Annotated in this window: 14 protein-coding genes; 13 read left to right on the top strand and 1 reads right to left on the bottom strand. The window is 48.3% G+C overall.

Going from position 1 to position 16,401, the window contains the following annotated elements; genetic code table 11:
* The first annotated feature begins 83 nt into the window (after positions 1–83).
* The 5 genes from MMG82_RS17350 to MMG82_RS17330 all read left to right on the top strand — a co-directional run bounded on the left by MMG82_RS17350 (position 84) and on the right by MMG82_RS17330 (position 5,632).
* Entirely contained in the window at positions 84–1,757 is a 1,674-nt protein-coding gene (locus tag MMG82_RS17350; RefSeq protein ID WP_241407201.1) for a ribulokinase, read from the top strand.
* 1 nt (position 1,758) lies between these two features.
* Positions 1,759–2,454 (top strand): L-ribulose-5-phosphate 4-epimerase, encoded by a 696-nt coding sequence (locus MMG82_RS17345; RefSeq protein WP_037418966.1) that lies wholly within the window; start codon positions 1,759–1,761, stop codon positions 2,452–2,454.
* Between the two features lie 38 nt (positions 2,455–2,492).
* On the top strand, positions 2,493–3,995 hold the full coding sequence (araA, locus tag MMG82_RS17340; RefSeq protein WP_241407200.1) for an L-arabinose isomerase: 1,503 nt from the start codon (positions 2,493–2,495) through the stop codon (positions 3,993–3,995).
* Positions 3,996–4,071: 76 nt separating this feature from the next.
* A complete protein-coding gene (locus MMG82_RS17335; protein ID WP_241407198.1) occupies positions 4,072–4,680 on the top strand; it encodes a beta-phosphoglucomutase family hydrolase in 609 nt (202 codons plus the stop codon).
* Between the two features lie 235 nt (positions 4,681–4,915).
* Positions 4,916–5,632 (top strand): FadR/GntR family transcriptional regulator, encoded by a 717-nt coding sequence (locus tag MMG82_RS17330; protein WP_037418975.1) that lies wholly within the window; start codon positions 4,916–4,918, stop codon positions 5,630–5,632.
* Positions 5,633–5,724: 92 nt separating this feature from the next.
* On the opposite strand, the gene MMG82_RS17325 is transcribed toward MMG82_RS17330, so the two are convergent.
* Positions 5,725–6,684 (bottom strand): glycoside hydrolase family 43 protein, encoded by a 960-nt coding sequence (locus tag MMG82_RS17325; protein WP_241407197.1) that lies wholly within the window; start codon positions 6,682–6,684, stop codon positions 5,725–5,727.
* Positions 6,685–6,870: 186 nt separating this feature from the next.
* Between MMG82_RS17325 and MMG82_RS17320 the strand changes: the two genes are divergently transcribed.
* The 8 genes from MMG82_RS17320 (at position 6,871) to MMG82_RS17285 (ending at position 16,395) form a co-directional block, all read left to right on the top strand.
* On the top strand, positions 6,871–8,604 hold the full coding sequence (locus MMG82_RS17320) for an IlvD/Edd family dehydratase (RefSeq protein ID WP_241407196.1): 1,734 nt from the start codon (positions 6,871–6,873) through the stop codon (positions 8,602–8,604).
* 60 nt (positions 8,605–8,664) lie between these two features.
* Positions 8,665–9,435, top strand: a complete 771-nt coding sequence (locus tag MMG82_RS17315) for an SDR family oxidoreductase (RefSeq protein ID WP_241407194.1) — start codon at positions 8,665–8,667, stop codon at positions 9,433–9,435.
* 80 nt (positions 9,436–9,515) lie between these two features.
* Positions 9,516–10,571 (top strand): aldose epimerase family protein, encoded by a 1,056-nt coding sequence (locus MMG82_RS17310; RefSeq protein WP_241407193.1) that lies wholly within the window; start codon positions 9,516–9,518, stop codon positions 10,569–10,571.
* 98 nt (positions 10,572–10,669) lie between these two features.
* The gene (locus MMG82_RS17305; RefSeq protein ID WP_241407191.1) at positions 10,670–11,611 is read left to right on the top strand and encodes an ABC transporter substrate-binding protein; all 942 of its coding nucleotides are present in this window, start codon (positions 10,670–10,672) and stop codon (positions 11,609–11,611) included.
* Positions 11,612–11,640: 29 nt separating this feature from the next.
* The gene (locus MMG82_RS17300; protein ID WP_241407190.1) at positions 11,641–13,140 is read left to right on the top strand and encodes a sugar ABC transporter ATP-binding protein; all 1,500 of its coding nucleotides are present in this window, start codon (positions 11,641–11,643) and stop codon (positions 13,138–13,140) included.
* Positions 13,141–14,325 carry an ABC transporter permease gene (locus MMG82_RS17295; RefSeq protein ID WP_241407189.1) on the top strand — a complete coding sequence of 395 codons (1,185 nt, stop codon included), beginning with the start codon at positions 13,141–13,143 and terminating at the stop codon, positions 14,323–14,325.
* Positions 14,322–15,284, top strand: coding sequence for a galactofuranose ABC transporter, permease protein YjfF (gene yjfF, locus MMG82_RS17290; RefSeq protein ID WP_140907327.1), 963 nt, complete (start codon positions 14,322–14,324; stop codon positions 15,282–15,284). Before MMG82_RS17295 ends, yjfF begins: the two co-directional genes overlap by 4 nt.
* The gene (locus MMG82_RS17285) at positions 15,259–16,395 is read left to right on the top strand and encodes a family 43 glycosylhydrolase (RefSeq protein ID WP_240293425.1); all 1,137 of its coding nucleotides are present in this window, start codon (positions 15,259–15,261) and stop codon (positions 16,393–16,395) included. Before yjfF ends, MMG82_RS17285 begins: the two co-directional genes overlap by 26 nt.
* The last annotated feature ends 6 nt before the right edge of the window (positions 16,396–16,401 follow it).

Raw genomic sequence — 16,401 nt, 5'->3', positions numbered from 1 at the left:
CGTAGTAATATTGTAGTATGAAATGATATTCACTCTACCTGCGTAAACCGAATAGGGCGCAGACAAAATGAATGGGGATGCAAATGTCGAATGTTTTAGGGGCTTACGCGTTAGGGCTTGATTACGGCTCTGATTCAGTACGCGCGTTATTGGTGGATACCCAAACGGGCGCAGAAGTAGCAACCAATGTGGTGTACTACACACGTTGGAAGAAGGGGCTGTTTTGCGAGCCCGCGAAGAATCAATTTAGACAACATCCCCTCGATTACATCGAAAGCCTTATCGAGGTAGTGCAAGGATTATGGGCAAAAGCCCCCAGTGGCGCCGCGCAAAGAGTCTGTGGGTTGAGTGTTGATACCACAGGTTCAACCCCTATAGCAGTAGATGAAGCCGGTGTTGCCTTAGCCTTAAAACCAGAATTTGCGAATAACCCCAACGCCATGTTTTTGCTTTGGAAAGATCACAGCGCGATTCTCGAAGCTCAGCAAATTACCGCCGCAGCAAACAATGCAAGCGAAAATTACTTGAAATATGAAGGAGGGATTTATTCCTCTGAATGGTTTTGGGCCAAAGCACTATTCGTACTGCGCCATGACAGCGCGGTAAGACAAGCCGCCTACAGCTGGGTCGAGCACTGTGATTGGATCACCGCATTAATGACGGGGACTACGCATCCAAAAGTCTTTAAAGCAGGGCGCTGCGCCGCTGGTCACAAAGTGATGTGGCATGAGTCATGGAATGGTTATCCACCTAATGACTTTTTCGTTGGCATCGACCCCTTACTCGATGGTTTAAGAGACAAATTACCCCTTGAAACCTGCACATCCGACAAGGTTTGTGGTCAGTTAACCCCTGAGTGGGCACAGCATTTAGGGCTATCGACCGAGGTTATAGTGTCTTTTGGCTCATTCGACTGCCATGCGGGCGCCGTTGGGGCCAATGTTAAGCCCGGCGTCTTAACCAAGGTGATGGGGACCTCTACCTGCGACATTACCGTCGCCAGTTATGAAGATATTGGAGAGCGTTGTATCAAAGGGATTTGCGGTCAGGTCGATGGTTCCGTATTGCCCGGCATGATTGGTCTTGAAGCGGGTCAGTCCGCCTTTGGCGATCTTTACGCTTGGTTTAGGGATCTCTCCGCATGGCCGATGCAACAGCTCGACACTTCAGCGCTGTTTGATGACAACACCAGAGCCAAACTTATTCAGCAACTCGAGGCCGAAACCTTAACCGTGCTGGGCAATGCGGCCGCGAAAATCCCCGTTGGCGAGACGGGTATTGTCGCACTGGATTGGATTAATGGACGTCGCACGCCCGATGCCGACCAATCTGTTGCCATGGCTATCACAGGTTTAACCATGGGCAGCCAAGCACCGCAAGTCTTCAAAGCTTTAGTGGAAGCTAGCGCCTATGGCGCACGGGCCATTATCGAGCGCTTCAAACAAGAAGGCGTTTGCATTGACCATGTGGTCACCATTGGTGGGATCTCGAAAAAATCCGACTTCATTATGCAAACCTGCGCCGATGTGTGGAATTGCAATATCGACGTACTCGAGAGCGAACAAAGCTGTGCCCTAGGCGCCGCCATTTATGCCGCAACCGCAGCCGGGGTTTATCCCGATGTGTTGAGTGCCCAAGCCGCAATGGCCTCAAGCGTTGCGAAAACCTATCAACCGAATCCTGAAAACGCACAGAAATATCAAGCGCTTTATCAAGCGTACTTAGCCCTTGGCCACTATGTTGATGGAGCAAAATAAGATGTCTTTTTTAGAGCTAAAACGCGAAGTCTACGAAGCCAACATGGAGCTTGAGAAACGCAAACTGGTGACTTACACCTTTGGCAACGTTTCACAAATTGACCGTCAACTCGGCGTGATTGGTATCAAGCCCAGCGGCGTGCCCTATGAAGATTTGAAGGTTGAAGACATTGTGATTGTCGACCTTGAGAATCAAATCGTCGAAGGGCGCATGCGTCCTTCATCGGATACTAAGACACACACCTATTTGTATCGTCAGTGGCAGAGTATTGGTGGCATTACCCATACCCATTCAACCTATGCCACCGCCTGGGCGCAGGCCCAGATCGCGATTCCCTGCTTAGGCACGACACAGGCCGATTATGTGTACGGTGAAATCCCATGCACAGCTGTGATGCGCAACGATCAGATCAGCCGCGACTATGAAGAAGAAACCGGCGTGCAGATCCTCGATTGTTTCGCCGACCGAGATCCCAACGAGTCACCCATGGTGATAGTGGCAGGCCACGCGCCGTTCACTTGGGGCGCGAATGCGGCTAAATCTGTGTACCACGCCGTGTTGCTCGAAGAAATCGCCCGGATGGCGTATCTCACCAAAACATTATCACCAGGTATAAATCAGCTAAAACAAGAGCTTATTGATAAGCACTATTTGCGTAAGCATGGAAAAGACGCTTATTACGGCCAAAGCAAGTAATTGCCAGTCGGGTCTCATTTCAAACTAGAGAGAGTAATATGAAAGCCTTCAAACAAAAACAAGTGTGGTTTATCACGGGTTCACAGGATTTATACGGCCCGAAGGTATTAGAACAAGTCGCTAAAAACAGTGAGCAAATTGTTCATGGTTTTAATGAATCTTCCGCCATTTCGATGGAAGTGGTGTATAAGCCAACCGTAAAATCCCCACGGGAAATTCATGCCGTATGCCAAGCGGCCAACAGCGATGAAAACTGTGTTGGCGTCATTCTGTGGATGCACACTTTCTCTCCCGCCAAGATGTGGATTGCTGGCCTGAATGAATTAAGCAAGCCATTCATGCATTTACATACCCAGTTCAATGCCGAGCTCCCTTGGAGCGAAATCAATATGAACTATATGAACACCCACCAAAGTGCCCACGGTTGCCGCGAATTTGGTTTTATCGGCACTCGTATGCGTAAAGAGCGCAAAGTGGTTGTGGGTCACTGGCAATCGAGCGATGTACAGGCACAAATCGATGATTGGTGCCGCGCAGCAGCAGGTTGGCACGAGAGTCAAAACCTGCGTATCGCCCGCTTTGGCGACAACATGCGTCAAGTGGCCGTGACCGAAGGCGACAAAGTTGCCGCACAAATTCAATTCGGTTACGAAGTGCACGCCTATAGCTTAGGTGAACTTAATGAAGCGATTGCAGCCATTGCCGAAGGCGATGTAACCGCACAGCTCGATCGTTACGCCAGCGAATACCAAGTGGGTAACGAACTTTTTGGTGATGAATACCAATTAGACCGTTTAAGAAAAGAAGCCAAGATTGAACTCGGCTTAACCCAATTCTTAACCCAAGGTGGATTTGGTGCCTTTACCAACTGCTTCGAAAACCTCACCGGCATGACAGGCTTACCGGGACTGGCTACCCAACGTCTGATGGCGAACGGTTTCGGTTACGGCGGCGAAGGTGACTGGAAAACGGCTGCCATGGTGCGCATTATGAAGGTGATGGGTCAAGGCCGTGCCGGTGGTACTTCCTTTATGGAAGACTACACCTATAACTTTGGGGTGACTGACCAAGTTCTTGGCGCCCACATGTTAGAAGTGTGCCCCTCGATTGCTGCGGCAAAACCGCGTTTAGAAGTTCACCGCCACACTATTGGTGTGCGTTGTGACGTGCCACGTCTGTTATTCACTGGTAAAGCGGGCCCTGCAATCAATGTATCGACAATCGATTTAGGTAACCGTTTCCGTATCATTCTCAATGAATTAGATACAGTGACACCACCACAGGATCTGCCAAATCTGCCTGTCGCGTCTGCGCTGTGGGAGCCTCGTCCGAATTTAGCGGTTGCCGCCGCAGCCTGGATCCACGCCGGTGGCGCTCACCACTCGGCCTATAGTCAAGCCATCACGACGGATCAGATTGTCGACTTTGCCGAAATGGCCGGCGCTGAACTGGTTATCATCGATGCCGACACTAAGATCCGCGAGTTTAAGAATGAACTTCGCCAAAATTCCGTTTATTACGGTTTAGCAAGAGGGTTATAATTCTTGCGCAGCAATAAAGCCGCCCTCGGGCGGCTTTCATTTTTCTGGAACCATTCATTTCATAGGGTTAACACAGATGTATACAGAATTTGACGGCATTATCTTCGATATGGATGGCACCTTAGTCGACAGTGGTCAGTTGCATGAACAGGCATGGCGACAAACCTTAAAGCACTTTGGTATCCCGATTGAGCCAGCCTTGATGCGCTCGTTAGCGGGCGTGCCTACTATTGGCACCTTAGAGATTCTGATCGCCCATTTTGGCGTCACGCCTACGGCCAGTTGCGAAGCCATGAACGAGTATAAAGAAGCCCTAGTGCGCGACACTATGCATTTATATGTGAAACCGACGGCATTAGCAGAATTTGCCAAGCAGAATCAGGGCAAACGCCCAATGGCGGTCGGCACAGGGGCCTACACAGAGGAAGCAATTCAAATCTTAACCCTGTGTGGATTGTTGGAATTAGTCGATTATGTGGTGGGGGCTGACCAAGTCGCGTCACCCAAACCTGCGCCTGATACTTTTTTACGCTGCGCCGAGCTGATGGGCATAGCGCCAGAGCGCTGTATCGTATTTGAAGATGCGAAGGCGGGCATCCAAGCTGCCGAAGCTGCGGGGATGTTTGTGGTCGATGTGCATGCTGAATTACAGATTGAAAATGACTATTTTCTAAGCGCTCAATAGCCGTTGCGAGCTTGTCCAATCACTGGCTACAACGCAAAATTAGGCTTTACAATGTAAAAGTTTGGGGTAAGGTAGGGACAATGAGTTTAAGGAAATCCCCATAAATTCTTAGCGTTAACAAAATTTTTATTACCTTTAGCATGAAAGGTAGTATCATAACATTTGTTTATCAGCGTTAAGTACCTTATCCAGCTGATTGGATTGAGCACAGAGATAGAGAGTTAAAGAGGGCACTATGGCAAATCAAGCAAATAACCGTCCGCAGAATATCCATAACTGGGTGGCAAGCGAATTAGGTTCCCGCATTGTGGGCGGCTTTTATGCGCCAGGTGAATATATCCCTAACGAAAATGCTATCTGTGAAGAGCTGGAAGTCTCACGCACCTCCTTAAGGGAAGCCTTTAAGGTGCTCACAGCAAAAGGGCTTATCGAGTCTCGCCCTAAGCTTGGCACTCGAATTCGTGAGCGTCGCCACTGGAATATGTTTGATCCGGTGATCTTAAACTGGTTTTCCCAATCGAAACCTTCCCCTGAGTTTTATACTTCGCTCTATGAAATTCGTGCCGTATTTGAACCTGCTGCGGCGGAACTGGCTGCCAAGAAACGCACCCCAGAGCAGCTTGAGGTGATTGCGGCTGCCTATGCTAAGATGGAAGCAGCCGAATTAGGTACGGATGAAGTGTATACCTCGGATATCGATTTCCATATGGCGATTTTAGATGCGACCAATAACGAGTTTATGGTGTCTCTCGGCGTGTCGATTCAATCTGCGCTGCTCGAAATCTTTAGACTCAGTAGCACAATTCAGGATGACTTTATCCAATCCCTCCCTGGCCACAAAGCCATTTACACTGCGATTGCCGCAGGGGACAGTGAAGGCGCGAAAGCCGAGATGAATAAATTACTCTCGACGTCTCAAGATACAGTGCATAAAAATATCGTGCGTAAATAACGGCTTGCTTCAATTTTTAACGCCGCTTTACTGCAAATAAAAAGGTGAACTTAGGTTCACCATTTTTACTTTGGAGCGAGTAAAAAATAGGATTACTGCGGCTCGTTGATGCCTTCGCTTGTCATATGAATACGCTGTAGGGTGCCATCGGCATTGTAATGCAGCGGGTCAATTGCCACCGAACGTCTAAACTCACCGCCGCCATCCTGCGATGCGCCGGTATGGTAGATAAAGTAGGATTTACCTTTAAATTCAATAATCGCTTGATGGTTTGTCGGCGAGTTGCCCGCCACTTCATTTAAGATGCCTTGGTACTTCCACGGCCCCTGAATGCTATCACTGGTCGCATAGGCAATTTTTTCAGGGAAGCCTGAAGCGTATGAAAGATAATAGGTTTTATCTTTTTTATGTACCCAAAGTGCTTCGGTAAAGTTAGGAACATCAATGGCATGGATCGGGCCATCGAGTTCAATCATGTTGGCTTTTAGCTTGGCAAATCTTGGCTTAGTGTTGCCCCAAAACAGATAGGCTTGCTTGTCATCATCGATAAAAACAGCAGGATCGATATCATCCCAATCAATCTCGGTATCTGTGGTCATATCATTGGTGATAAGGGCGCTGCCGCGGGCATCCTTGAAGGGGCCGAGTGGACTATCTGCAACCGCGACACCAATAGCAAAACCATTGATTTTGTTGTGTCTTGCCGTGACATACCAGTAAAACTTACCATCCTTCTCAATCACATGGCTTGCCCATGCATCTCCTTTTGCCCAGCTGAAATCCTTCACCGATAACTTGCTACCGTGGGCCGTCCAGTTGTGCATATCCTTAGAGCTAAAAACGAGCCAATCATGCATTTCAAAGAAGGTACGATTGTCCTTTGCAACATCATGGCCAGTATAAAGATAGACAGTATCTTGGTGCACTATAGCGGCAGGATCGGCGGTAAATACATCCGTAAACAAAGGGTTAGCAGCAATTGCCGCTGTACTGGCCGTGGTGATCAATGCCAAACAAGCACTCACACAAATACTAGAAAATGCCTTTTTCATACTTCCTCTATTGTTTTTTGATATTTTAGTATTATAGTAATACCAATACTTTTACGTGCTAGCAATATTAAAGTACAAATTGTTAACTCAGGGCATAAAGGTGCACCAACTCTCTGATAGTCGACTGTAATGCGGCTAATTGAATATGTCGGGCAGGGCACGTGCTTTGGAAAACGAAGGTGTCATATGAATAATAAAAAACCGAAAACACTTCGTTCGGCAAGCTGGTTTGGTAGTGATGATAAAAATGGCTTTATGTATCGCAGTTGGATGAAAAACCAAGGCATACCCGAGCATCACTTTCAAAATAAGCCTGTGATTGGTATTTGTAATACCTGGTCAGAATTAACGCCCTGCAATGGTCACCTGCGGGAACTGGCCCAAAGAGTAAAGAATGGCATTCGGGAAGCGGGTGGCATTCCGGTGGAGTTCCCCGTGTTTTCGAATGGCGAGTCCAATTTGCGCCCTAGCGCCATGTTAACGCGTAACCTTGCGGCTATGGACACGGAAGAAGCCATTCGTGGCAATCCCATCGACGGTGTTGTGCTGTTAGTGGGCTGTGATAAAACGACTCCGGCTTTATTGATGGGCGCGGCCAGTTGTGATTTACCGACGATAGTCGTCACGGGTGGGCCCATGCTCAATGGTAAGCATAAGGGCAAGGATGTGGGTTCTGGCACACTCGTATGGGAACTGCATCAAGAATATAAAGCAGGCAACATCAGCCTCGCCGCATTTATGAATGCCGAAGCGGATATGTCCCGCTCAACGGGCACCTGTAACACTATGGGTACTGCATCGACTATGGCCTGTATGGTGGAAACCCTCGGCGTGAGTTTGCCACACAATGCCGCCATTCCTGCGGTGGATTCTCGCCGCCAAGTGTTGGCCCATATGTCGGGAATGCGAATTGTTGATATGGTCAAAGAGGATTTGACCTTAAGTAAAATTTTAAGCCGTGATGCCTTTATCAACGCCATCAAAGTCAATGCCGCCATTGGTGGTTCAACTAACGCCGTTATCCATTTAAAGGCCATTGCCGGCAGGATAGGGGTTGAACTGTCACTCGATGACTGGCGCCATGGTTACACTGTACCGACCATAGTGAATCTTAAGCCTTCGGGTCAGTACTTAATGGAAGACTTTTACTACGCAGGTGGACTGCCAGCAGTATTAAGGCCGCTGTTTGAGCATGATTTACTGAGCAAAAACACGCTCACCGTCAATACCGCTAGCCTCTGGGACAATGTTAAAGAGGCGCCTTGTTATAACCAAGAGGTGATTATGTCACTTGAAAATCCCTTGGTCGAAAATGGCGGCATTCGCGTACTGCGCGGCAATCTCGCGCCTCGCGGCGCAGTGATCAAGCCCTCCGCCGCCAGCGCGCACTTGATGCAACACCGTGGTAAAGCGGTTGTGTTTGAAAGCTTCGATGATTACAACGCTCGCATTGGCGATCCTGAACTGGATATTGATGAAAACAGCATTATGGTGCTTAAAAACTGTGGTCCTAAGGGATATCCGGGCATGGCTGAGGTCGGCAATATGGGATTGCCACCAAAGCTTTTGAAGAAAGGAATTAAAGATATGGTAAGGATTTCCGATGCACGCATGAGTGGCACCGCCTTTGGTACCGTTGTTCTCCATGTTGCGCCAGAAGCACAAGCCCTTGGGCCGCTCGCCGCAGTACAAAATGGTGACATGATAGCGCTCGATACCTATGCAGGGATATTACAGCTGGAGATCAGCGACCAAGAGTTACAAGCCCGCCTAGCAAAACTCGCGGCGGTGAAATCCATTCCAATCAATGGCGGCTATCTCTCGCTCTTTAAAGACCATGTGCTCCAAGCGGATGAGGGATGTGATTTTGATTTTCTCGTGGGATGTCGAGGTGCAGAGATACCCGCACATTCCCATTAAATATGAACTCGTTTTCTTTTATAATGAAACCAAATAATTATTTTAATAAAAGGTTGAGTTATGAAGTTGACTAATCAATACCCGAGTTTACAAGGTAAGACCATTTTTATCAGTGGCGGTGGTACGGGTATTGGGGCTTGCTTAGTACGGTCTTTTTTAGAGCAGGGCGCTAAGGTGGCATTTGTCGACATTTTAGTTGAGGAGTCGGCTCAACTTTTCACAGGCCTTAAGCAGACTCAGCCTGACGCCAGTGTGAAATTTTATCACTGTGATCTTGTCGATGTAGCTGCGCTTAAAAGCGTCATTGCTCAGGTTGAAGACGATTTAGGCCCTATCTCAGTATTGATTAACAATGCCGCGTGCGATGAAAGGCATAGCATAGATGAAGTCACGCCAGAATATTGGGACCAATGCTTAAATACCAATTTGCGGCACTACTTTTTTGCCGTACAAGCGGTAAGGCCGCAAATGCAGCGGCTCGGCGGGGGTTCTGTTATCAATTTGGGCTCGATGAGTTGGCACAATCGTCAAGCGGGAATGGCGGGATATACAGCCTCAAAAGCAGGCGTCATGGGCTTAACTCGAGGCTTAGCCGCCGATTTAGGCAAAGATAAAATCCGGATTAATACCTTAACGCCGGGTTGGGTGATGACAAAACGTCAACTCACACATTGGGTAGATAAAGATACGGCAAAACATATCGAAAATAACCAATGTATTAAAGAATATGTAATGCCCGAAGATATTGCTGCTATGGCGTTATTTTTAGCAGCAGATGATAGCAAACTCTGCACCGCACAAAATTTTATTGTTGATGGAGGTTGGATTTAAATATCACAATAAAATTTCAGTTCATTGAATAATGAGGTGAGTGCTGAGTTTATTTTTAAATAAAAGGTAAAGCACTCACCATGCAACTCTCCGTCTCTAAAAAAAATGTAGAACATGCCGCATTTGCGGATGAATTACAATTAGTCACGCTTGCCAATAGCCACGGGCTTGAAGTGGTTCTATCAAATTACGGCGCTAGCATTTGGTCGGTAAAACTTTATGGCAAAGATGAGCAACCTATTTCATTAAGTCTTGGCTATCAAGATATTAAAGATTGGGCGACTAATCCCTATTATTTTGGTATTACCGCCGGCCGTGTCGCGAATCGTATTGGTAAAGCACAATTTCCTTTAGCAGGTAAAACGATTCAATTAGTCGCCAACGAAGGCAATAACCAACTTCACGGCGGACCTAAAGGATTAAGCCATTGCACTTGGCAGGTTGAGACTTTGCAGAACAGTGACAGTGTGGTGGCGGTTTTCAGCATTACCAGTCCCGATGGCGATCAAGGATTTCCGGGTAATCTTGCCATTAAGCTAGAATACCGCCTCAATGAAAACAATGAATTAATCCTAAGTTATCACGCCTCTTGCGATCAAACCACACCCGTCTGTTTAACCAATCATGCCTACTGGAATCTTGCCTCAAACAAACAGCAAGGTATTTTGGAGCATGAGTTAACCATCCATGCCAGCCATATTCTTGCCCTAGATAATGAACAGATCCCAACCGGCGAATTAATCTTAGTCGACGATAGCGCCTACGATTTCAAACAACCAAAGGCAATTGCCGCAGATATTAAGCAATTAGCTAATGGTTATGATCATTATTTTGTGATGGATAGAAATCCTGACAATAAAAACAGTTTGCAGACAATTGCAGTGTTAAAAGATCCGCTTTCTGGCCGAGAACTCGAAATTAGTACCACGGAAGTCGGCGTGCAATTTTACAGCGGTAACTTTCTCGATGGCAGCCATATTGACGATGAAGGTTATAGCATTAATCAATTCCATGGGCTCTGTTTAGAAACCCACGGTTATCCGAATGCGGTCAATATTGATCATTTTCCGAATGTCATGCTTGAGGCAAATACTCAATATCAACAAATTACGGTACATAAGTTTAAGAATATTTAATTCAATAAAGGCGAAATAATATTTATTTATACGAGTTAGCCTGCTGATTTTAGCAGGCTAGGGGATCTCTGTTACCTAAAGTTATAAAGGGAATAATAATGAAACATAATAAAATCATTACCGCATTGGGATTATGGGCTGTAAGTGCCACTTGTGCCTACGCCACTACGGTAGGCTTTTCACAGGTTGGGTCTGAGAGTGGTTGGCGAACGAGCTTCAGTGAAGCAGTTAAAGCTGAGGCCAAACAGCGGGGTATAGATTTAAAATTTGCCGACGCTCAGCAAAAACAAGAGAACCAAATCAAAGCCGTGCGTAGCTTTATTGCCCAAGGTGTGGATGCCATTATTATCGCACCCGTGGTAGAAACAGGCTGGAAACCCGTACTCAAAGAAGCCAAACGTGCCCACATTCCTGTGGTGATTGTCGACCGTAATATCAAGGTCGATGATGATTCCCTATTCCTTACCCGTATCGCCTCCGACTTTACCGAAGAAGGCCGCAAGATTGGCCAATGGCTAATGGATAAAACCCAAGGCAACTGCGATATCGCCGAGTTGCAGGGCACGGTAGGTGCAACCGCAGCGATTGATCGCGCCGCCGGTTTTAACCAAGTGATTGCCAATTATCCCAATGCCAAGATCGTTCGTAGCCAAACCGGCGAATTTACCCGCGCTAAGGGTAAAGAAGTGATGGAAGGTTTCCTCAAGGCGCAAAACGGTCAGCCACTGTGCGCCGTGTGGTCGCATAACGATGAAATGGCCCTTGGCGCCGTGCAAGCCATTAAAGAAGCCGGTTTAAAACCGGGCAAAGATATTCTGATTGTATCCGTGGACGGTGTTCCCGATTACTTTAAGGCGATGGCCGATGGCGATGTTAATGCCACGGTTGAGCTTAGCCCATACTTAGGCGGCCCTGCATTTGATGCTATCGATGCGTACCTGAAGGGTAACAAGGAGCAGCCTAAGCTTATCAGCACCACGGGTGATGTATTTACCCAAGAAACCGCTGCCGCCGAGTACGAAAAGCGTCGCCAGCAATAGTCAGATTGACGCTTTCTTGGGGAATAGCTATGAGCCTTATTTTAGAACTCAAGCAGATCAGTAAGCACTATCCGGGCGTAAAAGCCCTTGAGGATGTGAGTTTGCGGTTATTTGCGGGGGAAGTTCACGCTCTGCTCGGCGAAAACGGTGCGGGTAAATCGACGCTGGTGAAAGTGATGACGGGCGCCCAATCAAAAGATATGGGCGACATCCTCTTTCTGGGTGAGCCGCAACATTTCAACACACCAATGGATGCGCAAAAGGCGGGGATCAGTACGGTTTATCAGGAGGTGAACCTAGTGCCTAACCTGACCGTGGCACAAAATTTGTTCCTTGGTTACGAACCGCGCCGCCTTGGTCTTATTCATTTCAAAAAAATGTATGCCGATGCGCGCGCAGTGTTGACCCAGTTTAAGCTGGATATCGATGTTAGCGCGCCGCTGTCGGACTATTCCATCGCGGTGCAACAACTCATTGCCATCGCCCGTGGTGTTGCTATGTCGGCCAAGGTATTAGTGCTCGATGAGCCTACGGCGAGCTTAGATGCCAAAGAAGTGCAAGTGCTGTTTGGGATCTTAAACCAGCTCAAATCCAAGGGTGTGGCCATCGTTTTTATCACTCACTTCCTCGATCAGGTTTACCAGATAAGCGATCGCATTACCGTGCTGCGTAACGGACGTTTTATTGGCGAATATCTTACGGCCGAGCTGCCACAACCTAAGCTGATTGAAGCCATGCTCGGGCGCTCACTGCAGGAGCAATTAGTCGATAAGCAGGAAAAGGAACGCACGGTTGCCAGCGCCGATGCGGTGTTGTTATCCCTTGAAGGTGTGTCGGTGAAAGGCTCGATTCAATCGATGAATCTTACCGTACCTAAGGGGCAGGCGGTCGGGCTTGCGGGTCTTTTAGGATCGGGGCGCAGCGAAGTCTGCAACGCCGTATTTGGGCTGGATTTAGTCGATAGCGGCAGTATTCATTTGGCGGGGCAGAAACTCAAGCTGTCGCAACCGGTGGATGCGATCAGCGCCGGGATAGCCCTGTGCCCTGAAGATCGCAAGATTGACGGCATTATTGGCCCTCTGTCGATTCGCGAAAACATTATCCTCGCGCTGCAAGCGCGTATCGGTTGGTGGCGTTATTTATCTAAAGCTCGGCAGCAGGAAATTGCCCAGTTCTTTATCGATAAATTACAGATTGCGACACCGGATGCAGATAAACCCATAGAGCAATTAAGTGGCGGTAATCAGCAAAAGGTTATCCTCGCGCGTTGGTTAGCCATAGAGCCGATTTTATTGGTACTGGATGAGCCGACCCGTGGCATCGATATTGGTGCCCACGCTGAAATCGTCAAGCTAATCAGAAGCCTGTGTGATGAAGGCATGTCACTATTGGTCGCATCGTCCGAGCTTGATGAGCTTGTGGCCTTTTCAAATAAAGTCGTGGTGCTACGCGACAGATATGCAGTACGTGAACTTTCAGGCGCGGAATTAACCTCGCAGCACGTCATGCAAGCGATTGCGGAGGGATAAATGAAAAGCTCTGTCCAAACCCTATCGACCGAATCATTTTCGTCTGAGTCGAACTCATCTGAACGACAACGGATGCAGGAAAGCCACAAGACCATGGTTCAAGAAAAAAACGCCCGTTACCAAGCGGGCAAGTCGACCTCCATTGGTCGATACCTCTGGCCACTCTTGGCTTTAGGTATTCTGTTACTTGCCAATCTGTTTATTGATAGCAGTTTCTTTAATATCAGCTATCAAGACGACAGACTCTATGGCTCTTTGATTGATATCTTAAATCGCAGTGCACCCGTGGCGCTGCTCTCAATTGGTATGAGTCTCGTGATTGCCACTGGCGGTATTGACCTATCGGTTGGTGCCGTGATGGCGATTGCGGGCGCCGTTTGCGCCAATCTACTGTTAGTGCCGGATTTAAGCTTAGTCATCGTCATTGCTGCGGGCTTAAGCGTTGGGCTCTTAGCCGGTTGTATTAATGGTGGTCTGGTGAGTTTCTTAGGCATTCAACCGATTGTCGCAACCTTGTTGCTTATGGTGGCAGGGCGCGGTGTTGCTCAGCTTATCAACCAAGGGCAAATTATCACCTTCCAGCACCCAGGCTTTGCCGCTATTGGCGTAGGCCAGTTTTTAGGCCTGCCGATGCCAGTGTGGATTGTGATTGGGATGCTGATCTTTAGCCAATTACTGCTACGTAAAACCGCCTTAGGGCTGTTTATCGAAGCGGTGGGCTGTAATGCCAAGGCGAGTCGTTACCTTGGGATCAACGATAAATCCATCAAACTGTTTGCCTATGCCATTGCGGGTCTGTGCGCGGCATTGGCCGGCATGATCAGCACCGCCGATATCCAAGGTTCAGATGCGAATAATGCCGGACTGTGGCTTGAGCTCGATGCCATATTAGCAGTGGTTATTGGCGGCGCCGCACTCACGGGCGGGCGTTTCTCCTTGATTCTGTCGGTCGTCGGCGCGCTGATCATCCAAACCTTAGCAACCACGATTATCGTCAGCGGTTTACCCGCTAAATTTAACTTGCTGATCAAGGCCATCGTTATCCTGACCGTGCTGCTGTTGCAATCGGCTAAATTTAGGCGCCAATTGTCGGCGCTATTCAAATCCAAGCGCCAAGCGGATGCAAAACCAGCAGAAAAGGGCACAAGTGCAAAAGTCAGCACAGCGACAGGAGAAAAACCATGATAGCAAGACGTTTTATCCCGCTGTGGATCACCGCCTCATTGCTGCTGACGATGTTTCTGGTCGGCACCTTTCAGTTTGACGGTTTTGCCAGCGGCCGAGTAGTCACCAACCTGTTGCGTGATAATGCTTTTTTACTTATCACCGCATTAGGCATGACCTTAGTGATTATCTCCGGGGGCATTGATCTTTCAGTTGGCGCCGTCATCGCCTTAAGTGGGGTTGTCAGCAGTTTATTGATCACTGAGTACCAGTGGCATCCATTGTTGGCCTTTACGGTTATCTTGCCCCTTGGCACGCTGTTTGGCGCACTCATGGGCAGCATTATCCATGTGTATAAGTTGCAGCCTTTTATCGTGACGCTTGCGGGCATGTTCCTTGCGCGGGGCTTAGCGACGACGCTCAGTGAAGAGTCGATTGCCATTGACCATCCATTTTACGATGCGGTGGCCGAGATAAGCATTGCACTACCAGGCAATGCTGCGCTCGATTTAAGCTCACTGATCTTTATTCTGTTTTTTGTGATTATCGCCATTGTGATGCATTACAGCCGTTTCGGCACCAATGTGTATGCCATTGGTGGCAATCAACATTCTGCTGAACTAATGGGGATTTCCATCGCTAAAACCACTATCAGTATTTACGCCATCAGTAGCTTTCTGGCAACGCTGGCGGGCATTGTCTTTACCTTTTACACCTTCTCTGGCTATGCGCTTGGCGCCATTGGCGTCGAACTGGATGCCATTGCGGCCGTGGTCATTGGCGGCACGTTACTGACGGGCGGCAGTGGATTTGTGCTCGGCACTGTACTTGGAGTGATTTTGATGGGGGTGATCCAAACTTATATCACCTTCGATGGCAGCTTAAGCAGTTGGTGGACCAAGATTGTTATCGGACTCTTATTGTTCTTTTTCATCCTATTACAGAAACTCTTGAATGGACGCAAAAAACAACATGGATAATCGTCAACCTAACCTGTCGGTCTTTCGGCGCTTGCCTTTGACCTGTGGCTTACTCGCCGCATTGGCACTGCCATTAGCGCAAGCCGTGCCTGTGCTTGAGATTAGCCGCGCACAATCCCACAGCGCCACGGCGCAAGCCCTCGATGCGAAGGCGCCCTTTATCGAGAGAAGGGCGGATCCTTGGGTGATCCGCGATGATGACGGCAGTTACTACTTTATTGCCTCTGTGCCTGAGTTTGACCGCATCGAACTTCGCCACGCCAAAACCATAGATGGTTTACGCCAAGCAACGCCTAAAACCCTGTGGTGCAAGCATGAAACTGGCCCCATGAGTATCGATATTTGGGCGCCAGAGCTGCACAAAATCGATGGTCGCTGGTATATCTATTTTGCGGCCAGCAATAAGGATGTGCGTTTTCATAACCGCATGTTTGTCTTAGGCCTTGAGGGTGACTCGCCGATGACGGGCCAATGGCAAGAGCTAGGTAAATTACAGTCGGCGCAGGATGCCTTTTCCCTCGATGCGACCAGCTTTAGCCTGAAGGGCGAGCGTTATTTTATTTGGGCGCAGCAGGATAAGGCCAAGCGTTACAACACCGGTTTAGTGATTGCCAAAATGCTCTCACCAACTCAACTCTCTGATAACGAAGCCATTATCAGCGAGCCCTTATTGGATTGGGAACGTTTAGGCTTTAAAGTCAACGAAGGCGCAGCTGTGTTGGTTAAAAACGGTAAAGTCTTCGTGACCTATTCCGCCAGTGCCACGGACGACCGTTATGCCATGGGGCTATTATGGGCCGATGAAAATGCCGATTTACTCGATCCCAAGAGTTGGCATAAATCGCCAAGCCCAATCTTTACCACTGAGCCTAGCCTGAATCGTTTTGGTCCTGGCCATAATAGTTTTGTGCTGGCAGAGGATGGTAAAACCGAGCTGATGTTTTACCATGCTCGTAATTACCTTGAGCTGCAGGGGACACCATTGACTGACGGTAATAGACACACTTACTACCGCGCCATTCGCTGGTCGGCGGACGGTTTCCCAGTATTTGATAATCAGCAGAGCGATAGCCAAACCCTGCATCAGCAAGACACGCAATCCCGCGAATAAGCGAAA

This window comes from Shewanella sp. MM_2022_3 (assembly GCF_022557375.1).
In the GTDB taxonomy this organism is placed as follows: Bacteria; Pseudomonadota; Gammaproteobacteria; order Enterobacterales; family Shewanellaceae; genus Shewanella; species Shewanella xiamenensis.
The sequence above is the reverse complement of the archived record's forward strand: the minus strand, read 5'-3'. Positions and strand labels throughout refer to the sequence as shown.

Bases quoted from the DNA above. Each gene is read 5' to 3' on its own strand.
- MMG82_RS17350 (WP_241407201.1), top strand. From the start codon at position 84: ATGTCGAATGTTTTAGGGGCTTACGCGTTAGGGCTTGATTACGGCTCT.
- MMG82_RS17345 (WP_037418966.1), top strand. From the start codon at position 1,759: ATGTCTTTTTTAGAGCTAAAACGCGAAGTCTACGAAGCCAACATGGAG.
- araA (WP_241407200.1), top strand. From the start codon at position 2,493: ATGAAAGCCTTCAAACAAAAACAAGTGTGGTTTATCACGGGTTCACAG.
- MMG82_RS17335 (WP_241407198.1), top strand. From the start codon at position 4,072: ATGTATACAGAATTTGACGGCATTATCTTCGATATGGATGGCACCTTA.
- MMG82_RS17330 (WP_037418975.1), top strand. From the start codon at position 4,916: ATGGCAAATCAAGCAAATAACCGTCCGCAGAATATCCATAACTGGGTG.
- MMG82_RS17325 (WP_241407197.1), bottom strand. From the start codon at position 6,684: ATGAAAAAGGCATTTTCTAGTATTTGTGTGAGTGCTTGTTTGGCATTG.
- MMG82_RS17320 (WP_241407196.1), top strand. From the start codon at position 6,871: ATGAATAATAAAAAACCGAAAACACTTCGTTCGGCAAGCTGGTTTGGT.
- MMG82_RS17315 (WP_241407194.1), top strand. From the start codon at position 8,665: ATGAAGTTGACTAATCAATACCCGAGTTTACAAGGTAAGACCATTTTT.
- MMG82_RS17310 (WP_241407193.1), top strand. From the start codon at position 9,516: ATGCAACTCTCCGTCTCTAAAAAAAATGTAGAACATGCCGCATTTGCG.
- MMG82_RS17305 (WP_241407191.1), top strand. From the start codon at position 10,670: ATGAAACATAATAAAATCATTACCGCATTGGGATTATGGGCTGTAAGT.
- MMG82_RS17300 (WP_241407190.1), top strand. From the start codon at position 11,641: ATGAGCCTTATTTTAGAACTCAAGCAGATCAGTAAGCACTATCCGGGC.
- MMG82_RS17295 (WP_241407189.1), top strand. From the start codon at position 13,141: ATGAAAAGCTCTGTCCAAACCCTATCGACCGAATCATTTTCGTCTGAG.
- yjfF (WP_140907327.1), top strand. From the start codon at position 14,322: ATGATAGCAAGACGTTTTATCCCGCTGTGGATCACCGCCTCATTGCTG.
- MMG82_RS17285 (WP_240293425.1), top strand. From the start codon at position 15,259: ATGGACGCAAAAAACAACATGGATAATCGTCAACCTAACCTGTCGGTC.